This window comes from Bradyrhizobium sp. B120 (assembly GCF_049075665.1).
Lineage (GTDB): Bacteria > Pseudomonadota > Alphaproteobacteria > Rhizobiales > Xanthobacteraceae > Bradyrhizobium.
Genome location: NZ_CP185242.1, coordinates 1,167,346 through 1,186,443, shown reverse-complemented (window position 1 = coordinate 1,186,443; position 19,098 = coordinate 1,167,346). Strand labels below are relative to the sequence as shown.

The following is a 19,098-nucleotide window of genomic DNA, read 5'->3' as shown; positions in this document are numbered from 1 at the left end:
CGCGGTCGCTCAGACCGCGCGCACGGCCTTCTGCTCGATCATCTCTGCGATGGCGGCATCGCCGTAGCCGAGGTCGGACAGCACCTGCTTCGTATGCTGTCCGATCCGCGGCGCAGGACCGCCGATCGCGGCGGCATCGACCTCGAAGCGCGCCGCGGGCTTCGGCTGCCGCACGGTGCCGACCCCGGGCTGCTCGAGCTCGGCGATCAGCCCGCGGGCAACCACCTGCTCGTTGGCGATGATTTCGCCGCGCCGGAGGATCGGCGCACAGGGCACATCGGCCGCATCAAGCCGCGCCAGCCATTCGGCCGTGGTGTGCCTGCCGATATAGTCCTGCATCTTGTTGATGCGCGCCGTGGCATTGACCGAGCGCGAGGCCGGCGTGGCGAAGCGTTCATCTCTGGCCAGTTCCGGATCGCCAGTGGCCTTGCAGAAGCCCTGCCATTCGGAATCGGAGATAGTGCCGCAGGTGAGGTAGCCGTCCGAGGTCTGGAACACGAGATCGGGCCGATCGTTCGGATCGGCCGTCGCCTGCTCGCGGCCGACCACCGTGTACTGCATCATGCCTTCCGGCCAGAGATAGGCGATCATCGCGTCGAGCATCGCCACCTGGATATGCTGGCCGCTGCCGGATTTTTCCCGCGCGTAGAGCGCCGCCGTGATCGCCTGCGCGGCATAGACCGCCGTCGTCTTGTCGGCCACGATGGTCCGGATCATCTGCGGACGGTTGGTCACCGGCTGCGCCTGGATATCGCAGAAGCCCGACAGGGCCTGCACGATCGGATCATAGACGCGCTTCTTGGCGTAAGGCCCGTCTTCACCGACGCCGCTGATCGAGACATAGATCAGCCGCGGATTCTTCTTGCGCACCTCGTCCGGACCGAGCCCGAGACGTTCCATCGTGCCGGGCCGGAAATTCTGCACCAGCACGTCGGACTGCAGGACCAGCTTGCCCAGCACGTCCCGGCCGGCATCGGTTTTCATATCGATCGAGAGCGAGCGCTTGCCACGGTTCGACGAGATGAACAGCGCCGAGAACTCGCCGGTCTTGTCGACATTGGCCCGGCTGCGGCGGGTGATGTCGCCGCCGATCGGCTCGACCTTCAGGACATCGGCGCCCTGATCGGCCAGAAACATCGTCGCGAACGGGCCCGAAACGACACCGGTCAGATCAAGTACGCGAACTCCCGCCAATGGCCCTGGCATGCTTTGCTTCCTTCTCCAATGCGCGGACGCGATCAAACCTTGAGCGCAACCTCGGCATACGATGGACCGTGCGCCTGCGCTTGCTGGAAAGCGCCTCGACTTGCAAAAAAGCGCCGAAATTCACGCCCGGCCCTGCTGCCGGAACATCGACGGACTGACACCCGTGACTTGCCTGAACGTCGACGAGAAATGCTGGGCGTGGCTGAACCCCGAGGCCAGCGCGATGCTGGTCAAGCTCTCGTCAGTGTCGCTGAGGCGATGCTTGGCGGCCTCGATGCGGAGGCCCAGCACATAGCGATGCGGGCTGGTACCCATGCTCTCCTGGAACGCGCGCAGGAAATGCCGCTTGCTCAGGCCGGCAACATCTGACAGTGCCGACAACGAGATCGTCTCGCCAAGATTGGCCCGGACGAATTCCTCGATCCTGCGCAGCTTGAGCGCCGGCAGTCCGCCACGGCTCGGCGCCTTCGCCGGTTCCGCGCCGCGCGACAGCCGCGCCATATGGGCCAGCGCCTGGCTGGCCCAGCCTTCGGCGAACAGATCGAACAGATCGTCCGGCGTGGTCGCTTCCTGGCAAAGTTCGGAGAGACCGCGACAGAGCTGGTCATGGCCGAACGCAATCGCTGATGTTTCGATCAAGCCATTGAGACGGCTCTGCACGAATTTCGGGTCGAGGAACACGACCACATAGTCGAACGCCGGCCCGACCGACCACTCCCCCTCGATCTCGGTACCGGCCGGAAACAGCGCGAGATTGGCCGCGCTGGAGAACTCATATTCGACCGGACGGCCGTTGATCGTGGCCTGCAACCGCGAGCAGCCGTTGCGGAACCAGAACAACGTCAGCTCGGGCTGGCGGAAGTGCCAGTTCATGCGGGGCCGCGAGGTCCGGCTGAGCAGCTCGACCCTGATCGGCTCTGACCGCGCGATGACGGACGACACCAGCTCACCGCCGACCTTGCGGACAAACCGCTCCGGACGCGCGTCCTCCATGAGACATCTCCTCCGCGTATGCACGGATGGTAAGTTCCAAATCAGAATTGACGATCCGGAGCCGGAAATCCAGCCCTTTGATGGCTGATCGCCAAGATGTTAGCGGACAGGTTTGGAGGTCAGCGCACGCGACCGTGATGTCAACCATTCTTGACTGATCGTTCCAAATCCGTCATTTCCAGGCAATGGCAAGACCGAAGGAATTCATTGCGGAAGAGGCGCTCGATGCCGCGATCGGCGTGTTCCGCGAGCACGGCTATGAGGGCACGTCGGCCGAAATGCTGGTACGGGCGCTCGGCATCGGCCGGCAAAGCCTTTACGACACGTTCGGCGACAAGTGGCAGCTATATGTTGCCGCGGTGCAGCGCTATGCCACCCGGGAGACCGAGGCACATTTGTCAGCCCTGGCAAGCGAGCGGCGCGCGCTCGACGGCCTTCGCGCTATGGTCGAACGCGTGGTGGATGACGCAGCGGAGGCGTGTCTTGGCGTCAATTCGATCTGCGAATTCGGCACCGCCAAGCCGGAGCTTGCTGCGGTCCGTGACAGCTCGGGACGCGCGCTGACCAAGGCCATCGTGGCGCGAATCCGTGAGGCTCAGGCGCAGGGCGATGTGGCGGCCGAAATCGATCCATCGAGCGCGACCGAATTCCTCACCGCGTCGTTCGCAGGGATCCGGATCGCCGCTCGTGGTGGCGCCGGCCACCGGCGATTGCGATCACTCGGACAATTGGCGCTGCGCGCACTCGCATGATTTTTTTGGCCTATTCTGGAATAAACATTCCAATAAGAAGGGAAACACGGAAATGACCTACACAGCATCGGAGAGACCACGTAGCGCCCTCATATTCGGTGGGTCGCGGGGGATCGGCGCCGCGATTGCCAAGCGCCTTGCGGAGGAGAGGTTCTCGGTCGCCCTCACCTATGTGAGCAGGCCCGACAAGGCACGCGAGGTGTGCGACGCAGTTTCTGGAGCCGGAGGCGAGGCAATCGCGATCCACGCCGACAGCGGCGATCCCGCCGCGATCCGGCGCGCCGTGGCAGAGGCCACCGATCAGCTCGGACTGCTTGATGTCGTCGTCATCAATGCGGGCGTGCTTCGTCTCGGATCGATCGAGTCATTCAATCCCGACGATCTCGATCTGCTGCTCAATGTGAACATTCGCGGCGTGTTCCTGGCGATGCAGGCCTCCACGGCCGCCATGCGTGACGGCGGGCGGATCATCACGATCGGAAGCAATACGGCCATCAGGACCGGCGCCGCCGGCGGCAGCGCCTATGCGATGACGAAGGCGGCGGTCGCTTCACTCGTGAAGACCGCGGCACTCGACCTGGCCCCGCGGCAGATCACGGTCAACAATCTGCAGCCGGGACCGACGGCCACGGACATGACCGCCGGCATGGCCGATTGGCTGAAGGAGAGGATTCCGTTGCGCCGCCTGAACAGTCCGGATGACATCGCATCGGCAGTCAGCTTTCTGGCAGGCAACGGCGCCAGCCTGATCACGGGCACCAGCATCACCATCGACGGCGGCTACGTTCTCTGATCGGGCGGCGTCACGTATACGAGAGCGACCGCGTTATCCGGCGACCCGGAGCGCGGTCACCGCGACGCAGGCATTGCCGAACGGAATCAGCACCACCTGCGCGCCGTTCGGCAGTGCGATCGTCGCGAGGTCTCCAAGCGTGCCGTTCTGCCCATTGAGCTTGGCGAGCTCCGCGGCAACCGTCGGGCAGCTCTCGGCGCTCGGCGTCACCCGCACCAGATTGCCTTCGCAGGACGACCCGACCGGCGCGGCGAACACGATGCCGGCGGCGCGCTGGGCAGCGCTGCCCTGGGGCGCCTGGATTGGCGCGAGCGCAACCAGCGACTGCACCGAATGCGAATTTCCGGCCTTGGCGTCCCACTGCGACTGCGCGGTGTAGTTGGAGTTGGTCGCCAGGCCGCGGCCGAGCGTTCCGAACAGATTGGCGCAGGCCACGACATTGCCCTGCCGCGCATGCTCGTCGAACACGGTCGGTTGCTGCCCCGCCTGCGGCGGCGGAACGGATGCGGCGGCCGCCGGTGGCGTCTGCGCCTCCTGCGGACGCTGCTTGTGCGGCTGCGGCTTCGCAGCGGCAGCAGGCTTCTTGGGCGGCGCAGGTACGGCCGGCTGCAAGGGTACAGGTTGCGTTTGCTGCGCGTAGACCACGACGCCGGCAGCACCGAGCGCGGCCACGACGACCGCAACAAAGATCAATCCAAGGGTGCGCCGCATCGACAATCCGTCCTTTTCACTTCGCACTTCAGTTTCGAGCCGGACGTCGGAATCCCACATCCGCATGTCCGACCCCGCTTCATTTCAGTTTCGCCAGCACACCGGACAGTCCGTCGAGCGGCGCCTCCAGCACGATCGGCCCGCCTTGCGGAAGCGGATACGACACCAGGCACGGCGTCGCCGCGCGAATGTGCCGCCTCAGCACATTGCCGATCGCGATCGTCGCGAAGCAGAAATTGGCGTCGCAGCGATCGGTCTGCGCAACGATGCGGTCGGGACTATCGCCCATCGCAAGCTCGATCTGCGCGCCGACGCCGGCGGCCGCGGGAATCCGCATCGCCATCAGCGGCTTGCCGTCGGCGGTCGCGATCAGCGACCAGTTGAAGGCGACCGCGCCCTGTGCGTTGACGATCGATTGCGTGACGTTGCAGACGCGGCGCTTCGATTTCAGGCTCTCGTCGCAGATCAAGGTCCAGTTCTTGAACGGCTGGATCATCCGCCTGAACTCGCCGAGCGTCTCGCCTTCCGGCACCACGACGTCCGACGGCTTCACGGCATAGGCGGGTGGCGGCGCGCCCTGCGCGCTTGCGCCCGCCGCCGCGCCGAGCCAGATCGCCAAAGCCAGACACGCCAGCCGCCTCGTCGACGTCAGGGTCAATTGAGCGTCAGGCTCACGCCGGCGCTGACGCCCCACTCGCTGCCGGCGGTGGTCGCCGCCGCGTTGGTGCGCAACCGGCCGTTCTCGCTGGTGTAGCCGATGCCGAAGGCGAGCGCGCCCTGGCTGCGCCAGACGCCGCCGCCGGCCGATGCGCTCACTTTGCCGGGCCGGTCGTCATAGCGCAGCGATGCGGCGGCCATGCCGATCGCCGCCGCACGCCAGGCGTCCTGCCGCACCTCGCCGATCTGGCCGTTGAGCTGCTGGAATGCGCTGTTGAGCTGGTTGACGTTGACCGCATCGGTGCCGGCGACGCCCGCCGCCACGTTGCTGATGGTGACCGGCCCGCTGCTGCCGCTGTTCAGCGTCACCTTGTTGGTGGTGTTCCCTGAGGCATCGGTGTCGTAGCGGATCGAGCCGCTGGAAACGGCCTGCAGCTGGCTCACATTGACCGCATCGGTCGCGGCCGAGCCGGCGGCAACATTGGTGACGCGGCGTTCGGCTCCAGCCGAGCCGACCGACACTTCGCCGGTCGCAACCCCCGCGACGCTCTTGCCGACGACAGGCGTATAAGCCGCATCGCTCAGATTGGCCGTGGTGGTCGAGTTCGCACCGAGCGCCAGCGAGTTGGCCGAAGTCGCCTTGGCGCCGGCACCGATCGCGACCGAGTTGGCGCCCGATGCGGCCGAGCCGTTGCCCATCGACACTGCGTTCGCGCCGCTTGCGACCGATTGCGGTCCGATCGCGACGCTCTCCGCGCCCGTGGCGGAGGAATCCGCCGCGGACGAGTTGGCGTGGAAGTACTTGATGCCGCCGCTGCCGGTCGAGATGTTCTTGACGGTCGTATAGAGAGCGTCGAGCGAGGTGTTGGTGGCCCAAAGCTGCGAGCCGTTGATCGCGTCCGTCGAGGTCGAGCTGATCTGGCCCGCGGCGACGTTGGTGACGGTGCGTTCCGCCCCGACGCTGCCGACGCTGACGGTCGAGGTCGGCGCCGTGCCGGCGAAGGCGTAGGTGGTGCCGCCGATCGTGGTGTTCTTGGTCGCGACCACCGTCTGTGTGGTCGAGTTGGCACCGAGCGCGACGTCGCCGGCCTGCGCCGTCGCCTTGGCATTCGGGCCGAGCGCAACGCTGGTCGGGTTGGTGGTCTGGGATCCGGCGCCGATCGACACCGACTGAATGCCGCTGGCCACCGCATTGGTTCCGAACGCGATCGAATCGGCGAAGTTCGATACCGAATTCTGGCCGATCGCGATGCCGCCGGGCGCGGTCTGCTGCACGGTCGCGCCAAATCCCATGCCGATGCCGTTGTCGCCATTGACCACGGTCTGCGGTCCCACCGCGACGGAATTGTTGCCGACCGCGAGCGAGTCGGCGAGCGTCGAGTTGGCGTGGAAGTATTTCGTCGTCGTGGTCGCGAACGACGACAGCGCGCCGGTCAGCTGCCGCACGGTCACGGCGTCGCTCGACTGGGTGCCGTCGGCCACATTGGTGATCTGCCGATAGCTCGTCGCATTGCCGACCGACACCGCGCCGAGCAGCGCGAGATCGGTGGTGTTGTAGGGGATGATGGTGCCGCCGATCGTGCCGGACGCCGGCGCGAGCGCGCGGTTGGAGATCGAGCCCGAGCCGATCGCAACGCCGCCGGCGACCGAGGCCTGGGTGTTGAAGCCGAGCGCCGTGGAATTGGCGGCGGTTGCCGACGCGGCGATGCCGGCGGCCATCGAATTCGCACCGGTCGCACCGTTGTTGGTGTAGTTCGCCAGCTGGGTGCCACCGTCGTTGACGCTATAATAATGCGTCAGGCCGTTGCTGACGACGGTCGTGAGGCTGTCGATCGCCGAAGTGGCGGCAAACAGCTGCGAGCCATTGATCGCATCGGTCGAGCCGTTGCTGATCCGTCCCGCCGCGACGTTGGTGATGGTGCGTTCGTTGCCGACCGTGCCGACGCTGACGGTCGAGAGCGGGCCGGTACCGGCGAAGCTGTAGGCGGTGGTGCCGATGGTGATGCCTGACGTGCCGACCGCCGTGGTGGTCTGGCTGCCGGAGCCGAGCGCGATATCGTTGGCATTCGCAGCGGTCGCGCCGTTGCCGATCGACACCGAGCCGCTGCCGGTCGCGGTCGACACCGGCCCGATCGCAACCGAGTTGGTGCCGACGGCGGAGGAATCCGCCAGCGTCGAACTGGCGTGGAAATACTTGATGCCGCCGCCATTGTTGATGTTGTTGACGGTGGTCGCGAGACCATCGACGGCCTGGTTGGTGGACCAGAGCTGGGAGCCGTTGACCGCATCCGTCGAGCCGTTGTTGAGCCGTCCCGCCGCGACATTGGTGATGGTGCGCTCGGCGCCGACCGCGCCGACGCTGACGGTCGAGGCCGGCGTCGTGCCGGCGAAGCTGTAGGTGGTGCCGTTGATCACAGTGTTCGGCGTGCCGACCGCCGCGGCGGTCACGCTGCCGAAGCCGAGCGCGACGGCGCCGGCATTGCTGGCATTGGCATTGGCGCCAAGCGCGAGTGCATTCGCGGCACCGGCACTCGAATTGACACCGAGAGAGGTCGCCTGAACATCGGAGGCCGCTGCATTCTGGCCGATCGCGGTGCTGGACGTGGCCGAGGCCTGGGCATTGGGTCCGATCGCGGTGCTGAACTGGCCTGTCGCCTTGGAGATGTATCCCAGCGCCACTGAGTCGAGCGCCGATGCGGTAGATTGGTAGCCGGCGGCGATCGCATTGTCGCCGCTGGCGGCCGAAGCGTTACCAACCGAGATTGCGTTGGCGCCGGTCGCGGTCGACACCGGGCCGACCGCAACCGAATTCGTCCCGACCGCGGACGAATCGGCCAGCGTCGAATTGGCGTGGAAATACTTGATGCCGCCGCCGGTGTTGATGTTTTCGATCGCCTGGTTGGTCGCAAACAGCTGCGACCCGTTGACCGCATCCGTCGACCCGTTGTTGAGCCGTCCCGCCGCCACGTTGGTGATGGTGCGCTCGGCACCGACCGCACCGACGCTGACGGTCGAGCCCGGTGTCGTGCCGGCGAAGCTATAGGTGGTGCCGTTGATCACGGTGTTCGGGGTGCCGACCGCGGCTGACGTGACGCTGCCGGAGCCGAGTGCGACCGCATTTGCGTTCGAGGCGTTGGCATTGGCGCCCAGCGCGAGCGCATTCGAGAAGCCGGCATTCGCATTGACACCGAGAGAGGTCGCTTGCGTGCCGGATGCAACCGTGTTCTGGCCGATTGCGGTGCTGGACGTGGCTGAGGCCTGGGCATTGGGTCCGATCGCGGTGCTGAACTGGCCCGTCGCCTTGGAGATGTATCCCAACGCCACTGAGTCGAGCGCCGATGCAGTAGATTGGTAGCCGGCGGCGATCGCATTGTCGCCGCTGGCGGTCGAAGCGTTACCAATCGAGATTGCGTTGGCGCCGGTCGCGGTCGACACCGGGCCGACCGCAACCGAGTCGGTCCCCACCGCGGACGAATCGGCTAGCGTCGAACTGGCGTGGAAATACTTGATGCCGCCGCCATTGTTGATGTTGTTGACGGTGGTGCCGATGGAATCGACGGCCTGGTTGGTGGCAAACAGCTGAGAACCGTTGATCGCGTCGGTCGAGGATCCGCTGATCCGGCCCGCCGCGACATTGGTGATGGTGCGCTCGGCGCCGACCGCGCCGACGCTCACCGTCGAGGCCGGCGTCGTGCCCTGGAACGTGTAGGTGGTGCCGTTGATCACGGTGTTCGGCGTGCCGACCGCCGCGGCGGTCACGCTGCCGAAGCCGAGCGCGACGGCGCCGGCATTGCCGGCGTTGGCATTGGCGCCAAGCGCGAGCGAATTCGCGGCACCGGCACTCGAATTGACACCGAGAGAGGTCGCCTGAACATCGGAGGCCGCTGCATTCTGGCCGACCGCAGTGCTGGACGTGGCCGAGGCCTGGGCATTGGGTCCGATCGCCGTGCTGAATTGGCCGGTCGCCTTGGCTATGTATCCAACCGCGACGGCGTCCACGCCGGACGCCGCAGCGCTCACCCCTGCCGCAAGCGCATTGGCGCCTGTGGCTCCAGCGTTGTTGTAGTTGGTATCCGTGCCCGTGCTCACGCTGTTAACGCTGTAGTCGTGGATCGCGCCGGCGGCGATCTGGCTCGAGAGCGTATTGGCAACGCTGTAGAGCTGCGAGCCGTTGATGGCGTCCGTGCTCGACGTGCCGATCCGACCGGCTGCGACGTTGGTGATGGTGCGTTCCGCGCCGACCGCGCCGACGCTAACCGTCGAGGCCGGGGTGGTGCCGGCGAAGCCGGAATAGGTGATGCCGTTGATCACTGCGTTGGGCGTGCCGACCGCGGCAGCCGTGACGCTGCCGGAGCCGAGCGCGACATCGCCGGATTTTGCCGCCGCCGTGGCGCCGTTGCCCAGTGCGACATTGCCCGCAAGGCCGGCGGCACCCGCGGTGGAGCCGTTGCCGAGCGCCACGGAGCCCTGCCCGATCGCCTTGTTGTTGTTGCCGATCGCGACTGCGCCGTTGGCCTGGTTGGCGGCGGTGGCGCTCGCCGTGCCGTCGCTGTTGGCGATGTTGTTCGCGCCGCCGGTGAAGGCGCCGGTGCCGCTCGCATAGCTGGGGTCGCCGATCGCCACCGCGCCGTTGCCAAAGGCGGTGTTGTTCGCGCCGATCGAGACCGCCTGGCCGCCGGTCGCCACCGCGTTGGTGCCCAAGGCCACCGCGTTGGCAGAACTGGCCGCGGCATTGTTACCGATAGCGATGGCACTTGCAGCCGACGCCTTGGCGCCGATGCCGAGCGCGGTACTGGCTACTCCGCTGGCGTTGGCGCTGACGCCGGCCGCGAGAGAGTTGTCTCCTGCCGCGCTCGCTCCAGATCCGAATGAGGAGGAATTTTGGCCGCTGGCAACGGCTGTGTTGCCAACCGCAGTGCTGGCGACGGCGCTCGCATTTGAGGTAGTGCCGATCGCCAGCGAACTTGTGCCGGCGGCACTGGCCCCAACGCCGGTCGCGATCGAACTGATGCCGGCGGATGCCGCATTGTTACCGAGCGCGATGCCGCCCGTCGCTGCACTGTTGACGATTGCGCCCGATCCAATTGCGACCGAGCCCCCGGTGCTCAGCGCCTGCGCCTGATTGCCCAAGGCGACGCTGAAATCCGCTGACGCCTTGGCGAGGTTGCCGGCGGCCAACGAACTGATGCCCGACGCGGCCGACTGGGTCCCAAAGGCGGCGGCGTTGGAGCCGCTCGCATTGGCGAGGTATCCCACGGCTGCGGTCCCTACCGCGGAACCGGTCGCCCCGTTACCAACTGCGGTCGCCTGGTTTGCCGACGCCGTGGCCGAGGTGCCGAAAGCGCTGGCTCCTGTCCCCGTCGCTGAAGCGCTTGGGCCGACACTGGTCGACCACGCCCCTGTCGCGGTGGAACCGGTGCCGAGCGCAACAGCCTCGAAGGTGAAGCCGGCAGGCGCGGTCCCGCTGGCATTGGCATTCGTGCCGATGGCGATCGGAGACCCGCCGCCGGCTCCGGCGTTTGCCTTGGCGCTGACGCCGATCGCGGTGCCCGAACCGTTTGAAGATGAGGCAGCGGAGGACAATCCAATGGCTATCGATGCGCCGCCGGAAGCGCTCGCCGTCGAACCAAGCGCCAAGGCACCCACGCCATTTGCAGTGGTGTTGACGCCAAAGGATGAGGATCCGTCACCGGTGGAATGCGCGTTCCCACCTATCGCGAGAGCGTTGGTGCCGGTCGCGTTCGCGAACACACCCATACCGATCGCATTGAGGCCGTTCACGGAGTTGGAATAGCCCACGATGATCGAACCATCGCCGGTCGCGGTGTTCGAATCGCCGATCGCCAGGGAGTTCTGGCCATTCGCATTGGTATTGGCGCCAATGGCGGTTGCGGTGGTGCCGGCAGCGTGGGCGCCGCAACCAATAGCCGTGCTGCCTGCCGTTGCAGCGGTGGGATTGGTGCAGTTGGCGGGGTTGCTCAAAACACCATTGCCGATGGCAACCTGCGCGAACGCCGCCTGCGGGATCATAATCCCCATCACGACCAGCAGCGCGCCGACCGCTCCGCCGGCACCCAGCGAACCAAGCCCCAGCCGATTGCGCTTCACGCCGAGCCTGCGGTGCGCCTGACGCAACACCGCCAACAGTCGCCGCCGCAGCGAAGTGCTGCCCGCATCGCCCGACGCGACCCAGCTCCGGACGAAGCCGGTGCGGCCCTGACGCTTCAGCGATTCGGTTGAGTTGCGTGCGACAACCATGGTGCGCCCCTTTTGTGACATCTTGTCCAGACGTCGGGGGAGCCATGCCGCGGACTGTGCCGACATGCGTGTCCCTTGGGAACGCATGTGGAGATATAAAGGCCGCGCAACCTGCGCCGGCCTTCCGGTCCTGGCCAACGATGTGTCGAACTCAACGAGCGCATCTTGCCACCCAGCGCTCGCTCGACTGCCCCATCAATGTGCCCCGAGTCGTCATATCAAAAATGATAGACACATATTTGACAACGTCACTCAGCAGGCCGTCCAAATAGCGCGCAGATCGTCTCACAAGTTGAATGATTTGCTCGATGCACCGTGGGGTAATCCGCAAATCTTCAACCGGCAGTTGACCTGCGGCGCGCGCGTTCACGCATCTCGCGCGGACTGACGCCGAATTCGCGGCGAAACGCGCGCGTAAAATCCGACGCCAGCTTGAAGCCGTGACGATAGGCGATCTCCTGCACCTGCCTGTCGGTGGACGCGACGAGTTCGGCATGTGCTGCGCGCAGCCGCTTGCGCAGGATATATCCGGCGACGCCGCCGACGCTCTCGAATGCACGGTAGAGGGCAGAGCGCGAGATGCGCAATTGCTGCGCAATGCGATCCGGCGTCAGATCGAAGTCGCCGAGATGGGTCTCTATATAAAGACGTGCACGCTCGAACAGCACCGATTCGATTGCGCCGCGTGCCTGCTCCAGCCGGTCCGAGGACAGCTGAATGCACGCGGCGATCATTTGCGCGGTCGCTCGTCCCGCCTGCCTCAACTCCTCCGGCGACATCAGGACCAGGCGCGTTTCGAGTCTGTCGAGATAGTCGGACAGCAGTTCGATCAGATTGCCCGAGAGGAGGATGTTGCAGGCGTCGTTGAGTTGATCGGCCACATCCGCGAATGCCCGGCGCGGCAAAGCCAGCACCAGGCCATCATAGTCGGTGATGCTGCCGCGGAAATCGTCGTCGAGCGAGATCAGGAACATCGCGCCTGGCCCGGCGTGAACGCGCCGCTCTGCGGTTTCGAAGCGGGCCTCGCCGGAGCGCACCCGGAACAGCCACCAGATATCGACCGGCGCGCCCTGCGAGGGGTCGACGGCACGCGCGAATGTTTGAGCGGCAACGCGTCCTGACGTGAAGATGACGTCGGCCATGTTGCAGGTCAGATACTCCACCTCGAATCCCTGCGCAGGACTATGGCCTTCCGACGGCGCCACATCGACCAGCGAGGCCATGCGCGTCTTCCAGACCTCGAACTGCTCCGACGGCGGATAGAGCCGTGTCGTGAAGAACCGTGGTACCGACGGAATTATGTCCCTGATGTCCCGAGGCTCGCGTGGCAGGGGAACTTGTTCGAGGAGATTGGCGGCATTCGCCGGCGCATTGTCGTCTTCTGGCATGTCATTCCGTCCCCCGTCGTCGCAAACGACGAACGTCGTCTCAACGGGGGCGCATTCCCAAGGTTGCGTCGCCGGCCGCTGACGGGCAGGCGAATTTCTGGCGGACAAGGAAGCAGCATTTTCGGATGCGGACATCACCCGCTTACGCCGGCCGCTCCTGATAGGGCCGATGGGTCCTGCGGCAGTCGGGCTCACACATGGCATTCATCATTGTCGCGTCATTACCGGACCCGGCCCGGAAGCCCCGTCGCCGAGTCGGCCTGACTGATCTAGAGAACAATCTGAGCGAGAACCAGAGCGGCGGCAACGCGCGCCGCGAAGAAATCCAAGATTGCGCTCGTACGATGCGATCCGGCAACGCATCATCGCAGGGACTTCAGAAAATTTTCTCGATCTTCGCGCTGAGACGAAATGAATGTCGCGAGAGCGCAGCAACCTAAGCACGGTACATGACACATCGCGAATCCCGCTCACGGGATTCGCGTCGACCGCGCCTGAAGACGCTTGCCTAATCATGCGGCATTCCACCACGTGCGACGTGAATGCGATCGATGGGAACGGAACACGCGCGCCGCACGAGGCGCACATGTTGCGGCACGCTGCGGCAGTTTCATATGAACGTCGAGATGACGAAAGTAACAATGGCCCATCATATTCGTCGGTGAACACGCCCCGCTATGCCGGCGGCGCGAACCTGATCGCCGGTACCTGCAACACCAGCGACGGAGCATGCGGTCCTCGATCGGGTGTCGCCCGGCTATGCCTTGCCTTGCCCGATCTGGTCGAGCCATGCCGCAAAACGCGGGTGCTTCGCGAACCTGCCTTGCACGACCGCCAACTCCTGCTGGAACACCGGCAGCGAGAGCACCCTTTCGATGTCGGGCTCCCTGATCTTCCAGATTCCCGGCGGAACGAAGCCATGCACCTTGAGCTCGTAGAGCTCAAAGATCGAGAAGATGACCTCATGCACAATTCGGCGCTCGTCCGGCGTCATCTCGATGGCGCCGCCGGCGCCCTCGTCATGGAACGCCGCCGTTGGCAGGCGACGCCGCAAATCGGATATGCGCTCGGAATATCTCAGGAAGATGTCGGCTCCCAGACGCCGGTTGTTGGTGTGCAGCGCCGTGTAGATCGCGGTGATGCCGACGATGATGGTCCCGAGCGTCATGAACTTCAGGATATGATCGAGCACTGCGATGCCTCCTTCGACCTGCCGTGATCGCGCCAGGAACCCTGTGCAACCTGTGTTCCGCGCCCTTTATTGCCTGGGGCGCCGTGATCGTCGAGATGCCGATCACCGATTTGCCCAACCACACAAGTCTATCGTCCAAGCCGCCTTCGATGGCTCCCGGCAGCACAGGGGTTCTCACTGGGGAGGCGTGCCGCGCCCCGGCGCCCGTTCCGAATGGCCATGCGTCGGCACGGCGGCAATTTGGCCCTCGACGAAAGTCGCAACAAATGGGCCGCGCCCCTGTCGTAGATTTGTAACCATCTTGCAAATCGTTATCGCGCAAAAGTCGCGGGCAGCCTTCACGCAACCTTTTGCAAACTCCAAACTGCCTACCGTCGCCGGATATTATAGTGATAGTGGGGACGGGAATGGCTGGGCTGCGGCCGAATATCCCAATACGACTCGGGACTGCATTCAGGGAACAGCATTCGGGCGTCGAGCGTGATTCCGCCGTTCCATCGGTTGGAACAAGCTCGGAGGTCGAGCGCCTGCGCGGCGTCATTGCACGCCTGATGCACACGGCCGCGCATGACCAGCTGACTGGACTTCCGACGCGCAGCCTGCTGCTCGAGCGGCTGGATCGTGAACTGGCGCGCGAGGCCGATGACGGCGCGCGGATCGCGGTTCTGTTCGTCGATCTCGACAACTTCAAGCTCGTCAACGATTCACTCGGCCATAGCAGCGGCGACGAGGTGCTGTCCGAAATGGCCCGGCGCATCCTTGGCTGTCTCGGACCGGAAGATACTGCGAGCCGGTTCGGCGGCGACGAGATGGTCGTTCTCCATCCGCGCGCCTCGGACTCCTCCGGAGCGGAACTCGGCAAGCGGATCCTTGCAGCGCTGGCAGAGCCGATCCTACTCTCCGGCAAGGAAGTCGTGGTATCGGCAAGTGTGGGGCTCGCGCACTGCAAGCCCGGCACGAAGTGCGCCGAACAATTGCTGCGCGAGGCGGACACCGCGCTCTACGCGGCAAAGGTCCGCGGCCGTGCGCGATTGGCCGAGTTCAACGACGAGCTGCATGCCCGCGCCGAGAAGCGTGTTCAAATCGAATCCGATTTGCGGGCGGCGCTGCGGGAATCGCAGCTGTTCGTGGAGTATCAGCCGCAGGTCCGCCTGAAAGATGGACGCGTGGTCGGCGTCGAGGCGCTGGTGCGCTGGCGACATCCCGAGCGTGGCATCATCTCGCCCGCCGACTTCATCCCTGTCGCCGAGGAATGCGGGCTTATCGTCAAGATCGGACGGCAGGTGTTGCAGGAATCCTGTCGCCAGCTCGCCGAGTGGACGAGGCTGATGCCGGGCTGCCCACTGGCCATGACCGTGAACGTGTCGCCGCGCGAGATCGCGGAGCCGACCTTCATCCAGGAGCTCCGCCAGACTCTCGCCAGCACCAATGTCGATCCGACCGCCCTGTGTCTCGAAATCACCGAAAGCGTCATGATGAGCGCCCCGGAGGAGGTCGTCCAGGTGCTCGATCAGATCCGGCAGCTCGGCGTGTTCGTCGCGATCGACGATTTCGGCACCGAGCACTCATCGCTGTCGCGGCTGCGCGACATGCCGGCCGAGGTCTTGAAGATCGACCGCAGCTTCATCGACGGTCTCAGCAGCGAGCCCGGCGATACGGCGATCGTATCGTCGATCCTGAGCCTGGCCTACGCGATGGGCAAGCACACCATCGCCGAGGGCGTGGAAAGGAGTGAGCAGGCCGCAATGCTGCTCCGCATGGGGTGCGACGTTGCCCAGGGCTATTTCTTTTCGCGGCCGGTTGCCGCCGATCAGATCGCGCCGATGCTGACCAGGGCACTCTGGCACCCGAGTTCGGGACGCGCGCTGCACGCCGCGCAGCCCGTGGAAGGACCGGTGCGGCGCGGCCATCATTATTTCATCGACGAATTCCTTGATCACATCGGGGCTCCCATGGGCACCAAGGCGACGGTCTCGCGATGATGTATCTCGTCATCGGTCTCAGCAATCTGGCGATCGGACTGGCTTACGCCGGCCTCGGCGTATTGTCGGCCTGGGAGACGGTCAGCCTGCACCGTTACAGGGGCTGGTCCCGCTTCGGCATCGGATTTTCGATGATGGCGGCAAGCTGCGGCCCGCATCATCTGGTGCATGGCTTTCAGGTGCTGCAGGGCGAAAGCGTGTCCTGGTCGATGCTCGCCGTCACCCTGCTCGGGCTGCCGGCAGGTTTGACATTTGTGTTCCTGCGGTTCGAGACGATATTGGGTGGCCAGGGCGAGCGATTGATCGCCCTCTCGCCGCATCGCGCGATGTTGCTGGTCGGCGGCTTCGCCATCACGGCTGGCTGGCTGGCGGCTTGGGCGATGGCCCAGCCAGGCGCAAACATCCCGTTCCTTTGCACGTCGGCCGATCTTGCCGCGCGCGTGGCGATGCCGAGCACCTGGATCGACGTCGCCTCGGCGACGTTCTACGCTAATGTGTTCGTCACCGTGACCTACGGCCTGGTCGGCTGGTATCTGGCTGACCATCAGGTGCGCCGCTATCTGGCGACCGGTGTGTGGTCGCTGTCGGGGGCCGCATTGGCGGGCGTCTTCTCCTCCTGCGCGCTGATCCATCTCATCGACGCGACGACTCACGGCAGCGGATCGATGCTCGTGTTCGACCTGATCGGCATTCCCGCCTCGGTTTATTTCCTCTGGGTCGTCGAGCAGCTGCACAGCGACTCCGTGCTGGACTGGAATCGACGTCCGCTGGTCGGCGCCGCGGCCGCGCCGGCGCGGCCCTCACCCTGGAGTGGCAGGAACCTGCAGCACTGACCGGCCTTGTGTGTGCGATCGGCGCCCGGCTTTCGCTGCGCCCTATACCAGGCGAGGCGCGCCAACAATCTCGATGTCGTCCCTGCGAAAGCAGGGACCCATAACCACTGATGGTTGTTGTCGGGCGATGCCGGAACGACGAATCCCGTTCACAATATCCGCCGCGGAGTATGGGTCCCTGCTTTCGCAGGGACGACGCCGGGAGAAGCCGCGGCCCTTCCGCTCAAGCACCAGCGTCTCTGGAACACTGGATCACGCATGCGCGGGTGATGACACCGAGCAAGCCATTTGACAGGTTGAATCAGAAGCTCGCCGTCATGGCGAAGCGTGGCTTGCCGAGCCGTAGCTGGCGGCCAACGGCCCGCCTTCGCCCGTTGGGCTTCGGCGCGGCATCCTTCTCTCGCTGCGCGAGCGAAGGATGGTGGGTGCGACAGGGATCGAACCTGTGACCCCTACCATGTCAAGGTAGTGCTCTCCCGCTGAGCTACGCACCCAAAGCCGTGTTTGGATCGGGTCCCTATAACGGACACCGGCGGGGCAGGCAAGGATACAAAGTGAAGGTTTTTTGGCGAATCAGGCCGCCAGCAACTTATTCACTTCGCTAACCAATTCCCGGAGGTGCACGGGCTTGGACAGCACCTTGGCGTTTTTCGGCGCCTCCGAATCGGAATTGAGGGCCACCGCGGCAAAGCCGGTGATGAACATGATCTTGATATCGGGATCGAGCTCCGAGGCACGGCGCGCCAGCTCGATGCCGTCCATCTCGGGCATCACGATGTCGGTGAGCAGCATTTCGAACGGCTCCTCACGCAGCCGCTGATAGGCCGACATGCCGTTGTCGTGCGGCGAGACCTTGAAACCCGCATTTTCCAGTGCCTTGACCAGAAAGCGGCGCATATCGGTGTCGTCTTCGGCGAGAAGAATTTTCGGCATGGCAGGGATCGTCGAATCCGGCTTGAGGAGCAGTCCGAACAGTAAGCCCGACAGACGGTAAATTTCGGGTGAAATTTGCGTCAAGCCAGCGGCAAATGCGCGCCAGTCACTTGTGGACCGAACCACGCATCGAATCAACCTTGTGCGGCATTTCCCGCCTTTAAGACGCGTTCCAGCCCGCGCCACACTCTTTTCACTTGGCAGAATGATCGCGATTACCGACAATGCCCGCCCATAAATCTCCGCTTTTCCGGCAGAATCAGTTCTTGCGGGGCGAGGCGGACGCAAGGGACGGCGCCAAGGGAATGACCGAATTTGCTGGCGAGTTGTCGCCCCCGTTCGAGATCGTTGAGCCGCAGGCCTGGCGCGCGCCGATCATCTTCAATTCCCCGCATTCGGGCTCGGTCTACCCGGCCGAGTTCCTTGAGGCCTCGCGAATCGACGTGGCGTCGCTGCGCCGCTCCGAAGACTCCTTCATGGACGAGTTGATCGCCGGATTGAGCGATCGCGGCTTTCCGATCATCCGGGTCAACTTCCCGCGTTCCTATGTCGACGTGAACCGCGAGCCCTATGAGCTCGACCCGCGCATGTTCACCGGGCGGCTGCCGAGCTTTGCCAACACGCGCTCGATGCGGGTGGCCGGCGGCCTCGGCACCATCCCGCGCGTGGTCGGCGACGGCCAGGAGATCTACCGCGAGCGGCTCGATGTTGACGAGGCGCTGCGGCGGATCGAGGTGCTCTACAAGCCCTATCACCGCGCACTGCGCCGGCTGATCAACAAGGCGCATCAGGCGTTCGGTGCCGTGATTTTGGTCGATTGCCATTCGATGCCGTCGGTTGGGGTATCGCGCGACGAGCCGCGCCGGCCCGACGTCGTGATCGGCGACCGCTATGGCACGAGCTGCGCGCCGCTGCTGCCCGACCTGGTCGAGGAGATGATGAGCTCGCTCGGCTATTCGGTCGGCCGCAACAAGCCCTATGCCGGCGGCTTCATCACTGAGCATTACGGCAACCCGGCGAGCGGCCTGCACACCGTGCAGATCGAGCTCAACCGCGCGGTCTATATGGATGAGCGCCAACGCGAGCGCGGACCGCGCTTCGCCCAGGTGGCGGCCGACTTTGCGTCGCTCGGGGATGCACTCGCGAAGATTCCGTTCGGGGATCTCGGCCCGTTCCAGGCGGCGGCGGAGTAAATCCATCGTCGGCACCGTGATGCCGATGAAGTCATGAACCGGGAATTCAAATTGGCAACGCGATAGGCGCCGAATTGGATTCTCAGTTCACTCGCGGAAATGACGGCCCAAAGAAAAAAGGGCCGCTTGAATGAACAAGCGGCCCAAGTCTAGGGAGGAAACGCCCAAGGAGGGCAGCGATAGCGCGAGGCGCTACCGCACCGCAAC

The 19,098-nt window shown here is 64.9% G+C and carries 14 protein-coding genes and 1 tRNA gene; 6 read left to right on the top strand and 9 right to left on the bottom strand.

Features of this window, described 5'->3' with window-relative positions:
- Positions 1-9 precede the first annotated feature (9 nt).
- On the bottom strand, positions 10-1,206 hold the full coding sequence (locus ACOIX3_RS05645) for a CaiB/BaiF CoA transferase family protein (protein WP_420968807.1): 1,197 nt from the start codon (positions 1,204-1,206) through the stop codon (positions 10-12).
- A gap of 120 nt (positions 1,207-1,326) precedes the next feature.
- Entirely contained in the window at positions 1,327-2,199 is an 873-nt protein-coding gene (locus ACOIX3_RS05640; RefSeq protein ID WP_420968805.1) for a helix-turn-helix domain-containing protein, read from the bottom strand.
- A 185-nt stretch (positions 2,200-2,384) separates the two neighbouring features.
- Here ACOIX3_RS05640 and ACOIX3_RS05635 point away from each other — a divergent pair, with 185 nt between their 5' ends.
- Together ACOIX3_RS05635 and ACOIX3_RS05630 are read left to right on the top strand one after the other, a co-directional pair.
- A complete protein-coding gene (locus ACOIX3_RS05635; protein WP_420968803.1) occupies positions 2,385-2,951 on the top strand; it encodes a TetR/AcrR family transcriptional regulator in 567 nt (188 codons plus the stop codon).
- A complete protein-coding gene (locus ACOIX3_RS05630) occupies positions 2,887-3,744 on the top strand; it encodes a 3-oxoacyl-ACP reductase family protein (protein WP_420968802.1) in 858 nt (285 codons plus the stop codon). Before ACOIX3_RS05635 ends, ACOIX3_RS05630 begins: the two co-directional genes overlap by 65 nt.
- Before the next feature lie 33 nt (positions 3,745-3,777).
- Here the strand turns inward: ACOIX3_RS05630 and ACOIX3_RS05625 are convergent, their stop codons facing one another.
- The 4 genes from ACOIX3_RS05625 to ACOIX3_RS05610 all read right to left on the bottom strand — a co-directional run bounded on the left by ACOIX3_RS05625 (position 3,778) and on the right by ACOIX3_RS05610 (position 12,758).
- Complete coding sequence (locus tag ACOIX3_RS05625) at positions 3,778-4,455, bottom strand: hypothetical protein (RefSeq protein WP_420968801.1); 678 nt, start codon at positions 4,453-4,455, stop codon at positions 3,778-3,780.
- 79 nt (positions 4,456-4,534) lie between these two features.
- Positions 4,535-5,113, bottom strand: a complete 579-nt coding sequence (locus ACOIX3_RS05620) for an invasion associated locus B family protein (RefSeq protein ID WP_420968800.1) — start codon at positions 5,111-5,113, stop codon at positions 4,535-4,537.
- A complete protein-coding gene (locus ACOIX3_RS05615) occupies positions 5,110-11,370 on the bottom strand; it encodes a calcium-binding protein (RefSeq protein ID WP_420968799.1) in 6,261 nt (2,086 codons plus the stop codon). The genes ACOIX3_RS05620 and ACOIX3_RS05615 overlap by 4 nt, the downstream gene beginning before the upstream one ends.
- Positions 11,371-11,705: 335 nt before the next feature.
- The gene (locus ACOIX3_RS05610) at positions 11,706-12,758 is read right to left on the bottom strand and encodes a helix-turn-helix domain-containing protein (RefSeq protein WP_420968797.1); all 1,053 of its coding nucleotides are present in this window, start codon (positions 12,756-12,758) and stop codon (positions 11,706-11,708) included.
- 197 nt (positions 12,759-12,955) lie between these two features.
- Between ACOIX3_RS05610 and ACOIX3_RS05605 the strand changes: the two genes are divergently transcribed.
- Positions 12,956-13,198 carry a hypothetical protein gene (locus ACOIX3_RS05605; protein WP_420968795.1) on the top strand — a complete coding sequence of 81 codons (243 nt, stop codon included), beginning with the start codon at positions 12,956-12,958 and terminating at the stop codon, positions 13,196-13,198.
- 317 nt (positions 13,199-13,515) lie between these two features.
- On the opposite strand, the gene ACOIX3_RS05600 is transcribed toward ACOIX3_RS05605, so the two are convergent.
- Entirely contained in the window at positions 13,516-13,950 is a 435-nt protein-coding gene (locus ACOIX3_RS05600; protein ID WP_420968794.1) for a hypothetical protein, read from the bottom strand.
- Between the two features lie 407 nt (positions 13,951-14,357).
- On the opposite strand from ACOIX3_RS05600, the gene ACOIX3_RS05595 reads away from it, so the two are divergent.
- Entirely contained in the window at positions 14,358-15,932 is a 1,575-nt protein-coding gene (locus ACOIX3_RS05595) for a putative bifunctional diguanylate cyclase/phosphodiesterase (protein WP_420968793.1), read from the top strand.
- Positions 15,929-16,765 carry a hypothetical protein gene (locus tag ACOIX3_RS05590; protein WP_420968792.1) on the top strand — a complete coding sequence of 279 codons (837 nt, stop codon included), beginning with the start codon at positions 15,929-15,931 and terminating at the stop codon, positions 16,763-16,765. The genes ACOIX3_RS05595 and ACOIX3_RS05590 overlap by 4 nt, the downstream gene beginning before the upstream one ends.
- Before the next feature lie 419 nt (positions 16,766-17,184).
- Here the strand turns inward: ACOIX3_RS05590 and ACOIX3_RS05585 are convergent.
- Both ACOIX3_RS05585 and cpdR read right to left on the bottom strand, forming a co-directional pair.
- Positions 17,185-17,259, bottom strand: a tRNA-Val gene (locus ACOIX3_RS05585).
- Positions 17,260-17,338: 79 nt separating this feature from the next.
- Positions 17,339-17,698 (bottom strand): cell cycle two-component system response regulator CpdR, encoded by a 360-nt coding sequence (gene cpdR, locus ACOIX3_RS05580; protein WP_092123795.1) that lies wholly within the window; start codon positions 17,696-17,698, stop codon positions 17,339-17,341.
- 305 nt (positions 17,699-18,003) lie between these two features.
- Between cpdR and ACOIX3_RS05575 the strand changes: the two genes are divergently transcribed.
- Positions 18,004-18,891: an N-formylglutamate amidohydrolase gene (locus ACOIX3_RS05575; protein WP_420968791.1), complete on the top strand. Its 888-nt coding sequence runs from the start codon at positions 18,004-18,006 to the stop codon at positions 18,889-18,891.
- The last annotated feature ends 207 nt before the right edge of the window (positions 18,892-19,098 follow it).

Bases quoted from the DNA above. Each gene is read 5' to 3' on its own strand.
- ACOIX3_RS05575 (WP_420968791.1), top strand. From the start codon at position 18,004: ATGACCGAATTTGCTGGCGAGTTGTCGCCCCCGTTCGAGATCGTTGAG.
- ACOIX3_RS05590 (WP_420968792.1), top strand. From the start codon at position 15,929: ATGATGTATCTCGTCATCGGTCTCAGCAATCTGGCGATCGGACTGGCT.
- ACOIX3_RS05635 (WP_420968803.1), top strand. From the start codon at position 2,385: ATGGCAAGACCGAAGGAATTCATTGCGGAAGAGGCGCTCGATGCCGCG.
- ACOIX3_RS05640 (WP_420968805.1), bottom strand. From the start codon at position 2,199: ATGGAGGACGCGCGTCCGGAGCGGTTTGTCCGCAAGGTCGGCGGTGAG.
- ACOIX3_RS05615 (WP_420968799.1), bottom strand. From the start codon at position 11,370: ATGGTTGTCGCACGCAACTCAACCGAATCGCTGAAGCGTCAGGGCCGC.
- ACOIX3_RS05645 (WP_420968807.1), bottom strand. From the start codon at position 1,206: ATGCCAGGGCCATTGGCGGGAGTTCGCGTACTTGATCTGACCGGTGTC.
- ACOIX3_RS05595 (WP_420968793.1), top strand. From the start codon at position 14,358: ATGGCTGGGCTGCGGCCGAATATCCCAATACGACTCGGGACTGCATTC.
- ACOIX3_RS05605 (WP_420968795.1), top strand. From the start codon at position 12,956: ATGGCATTCATCATTGTCGCGTCATTACCGGACCCGGCCCGGAAGCCC.
- ACOIX3_RS05625 (WP_420968801.1), bottom strand. From the start codon at position 4,455: ATGCGGCGCACCCTTGGATTGATCTTTGTTGCGGTCGTCGTGGCCGCG.
- ACOIX3_RS05610 (WP_420968797.1), bottom strand. From the start codon at position 12,758: ATGCCAGAAGACGACAATGCGCCGGCGAATGCCGCCAATCTCCTCGAA.
- cpdR (WP_092123795.1), bottom strand. From the start codon at position 17,698: ATGCCGAAAATTCTTCTCGCCGAAGACGACACCGATATGCGCCGCTTT.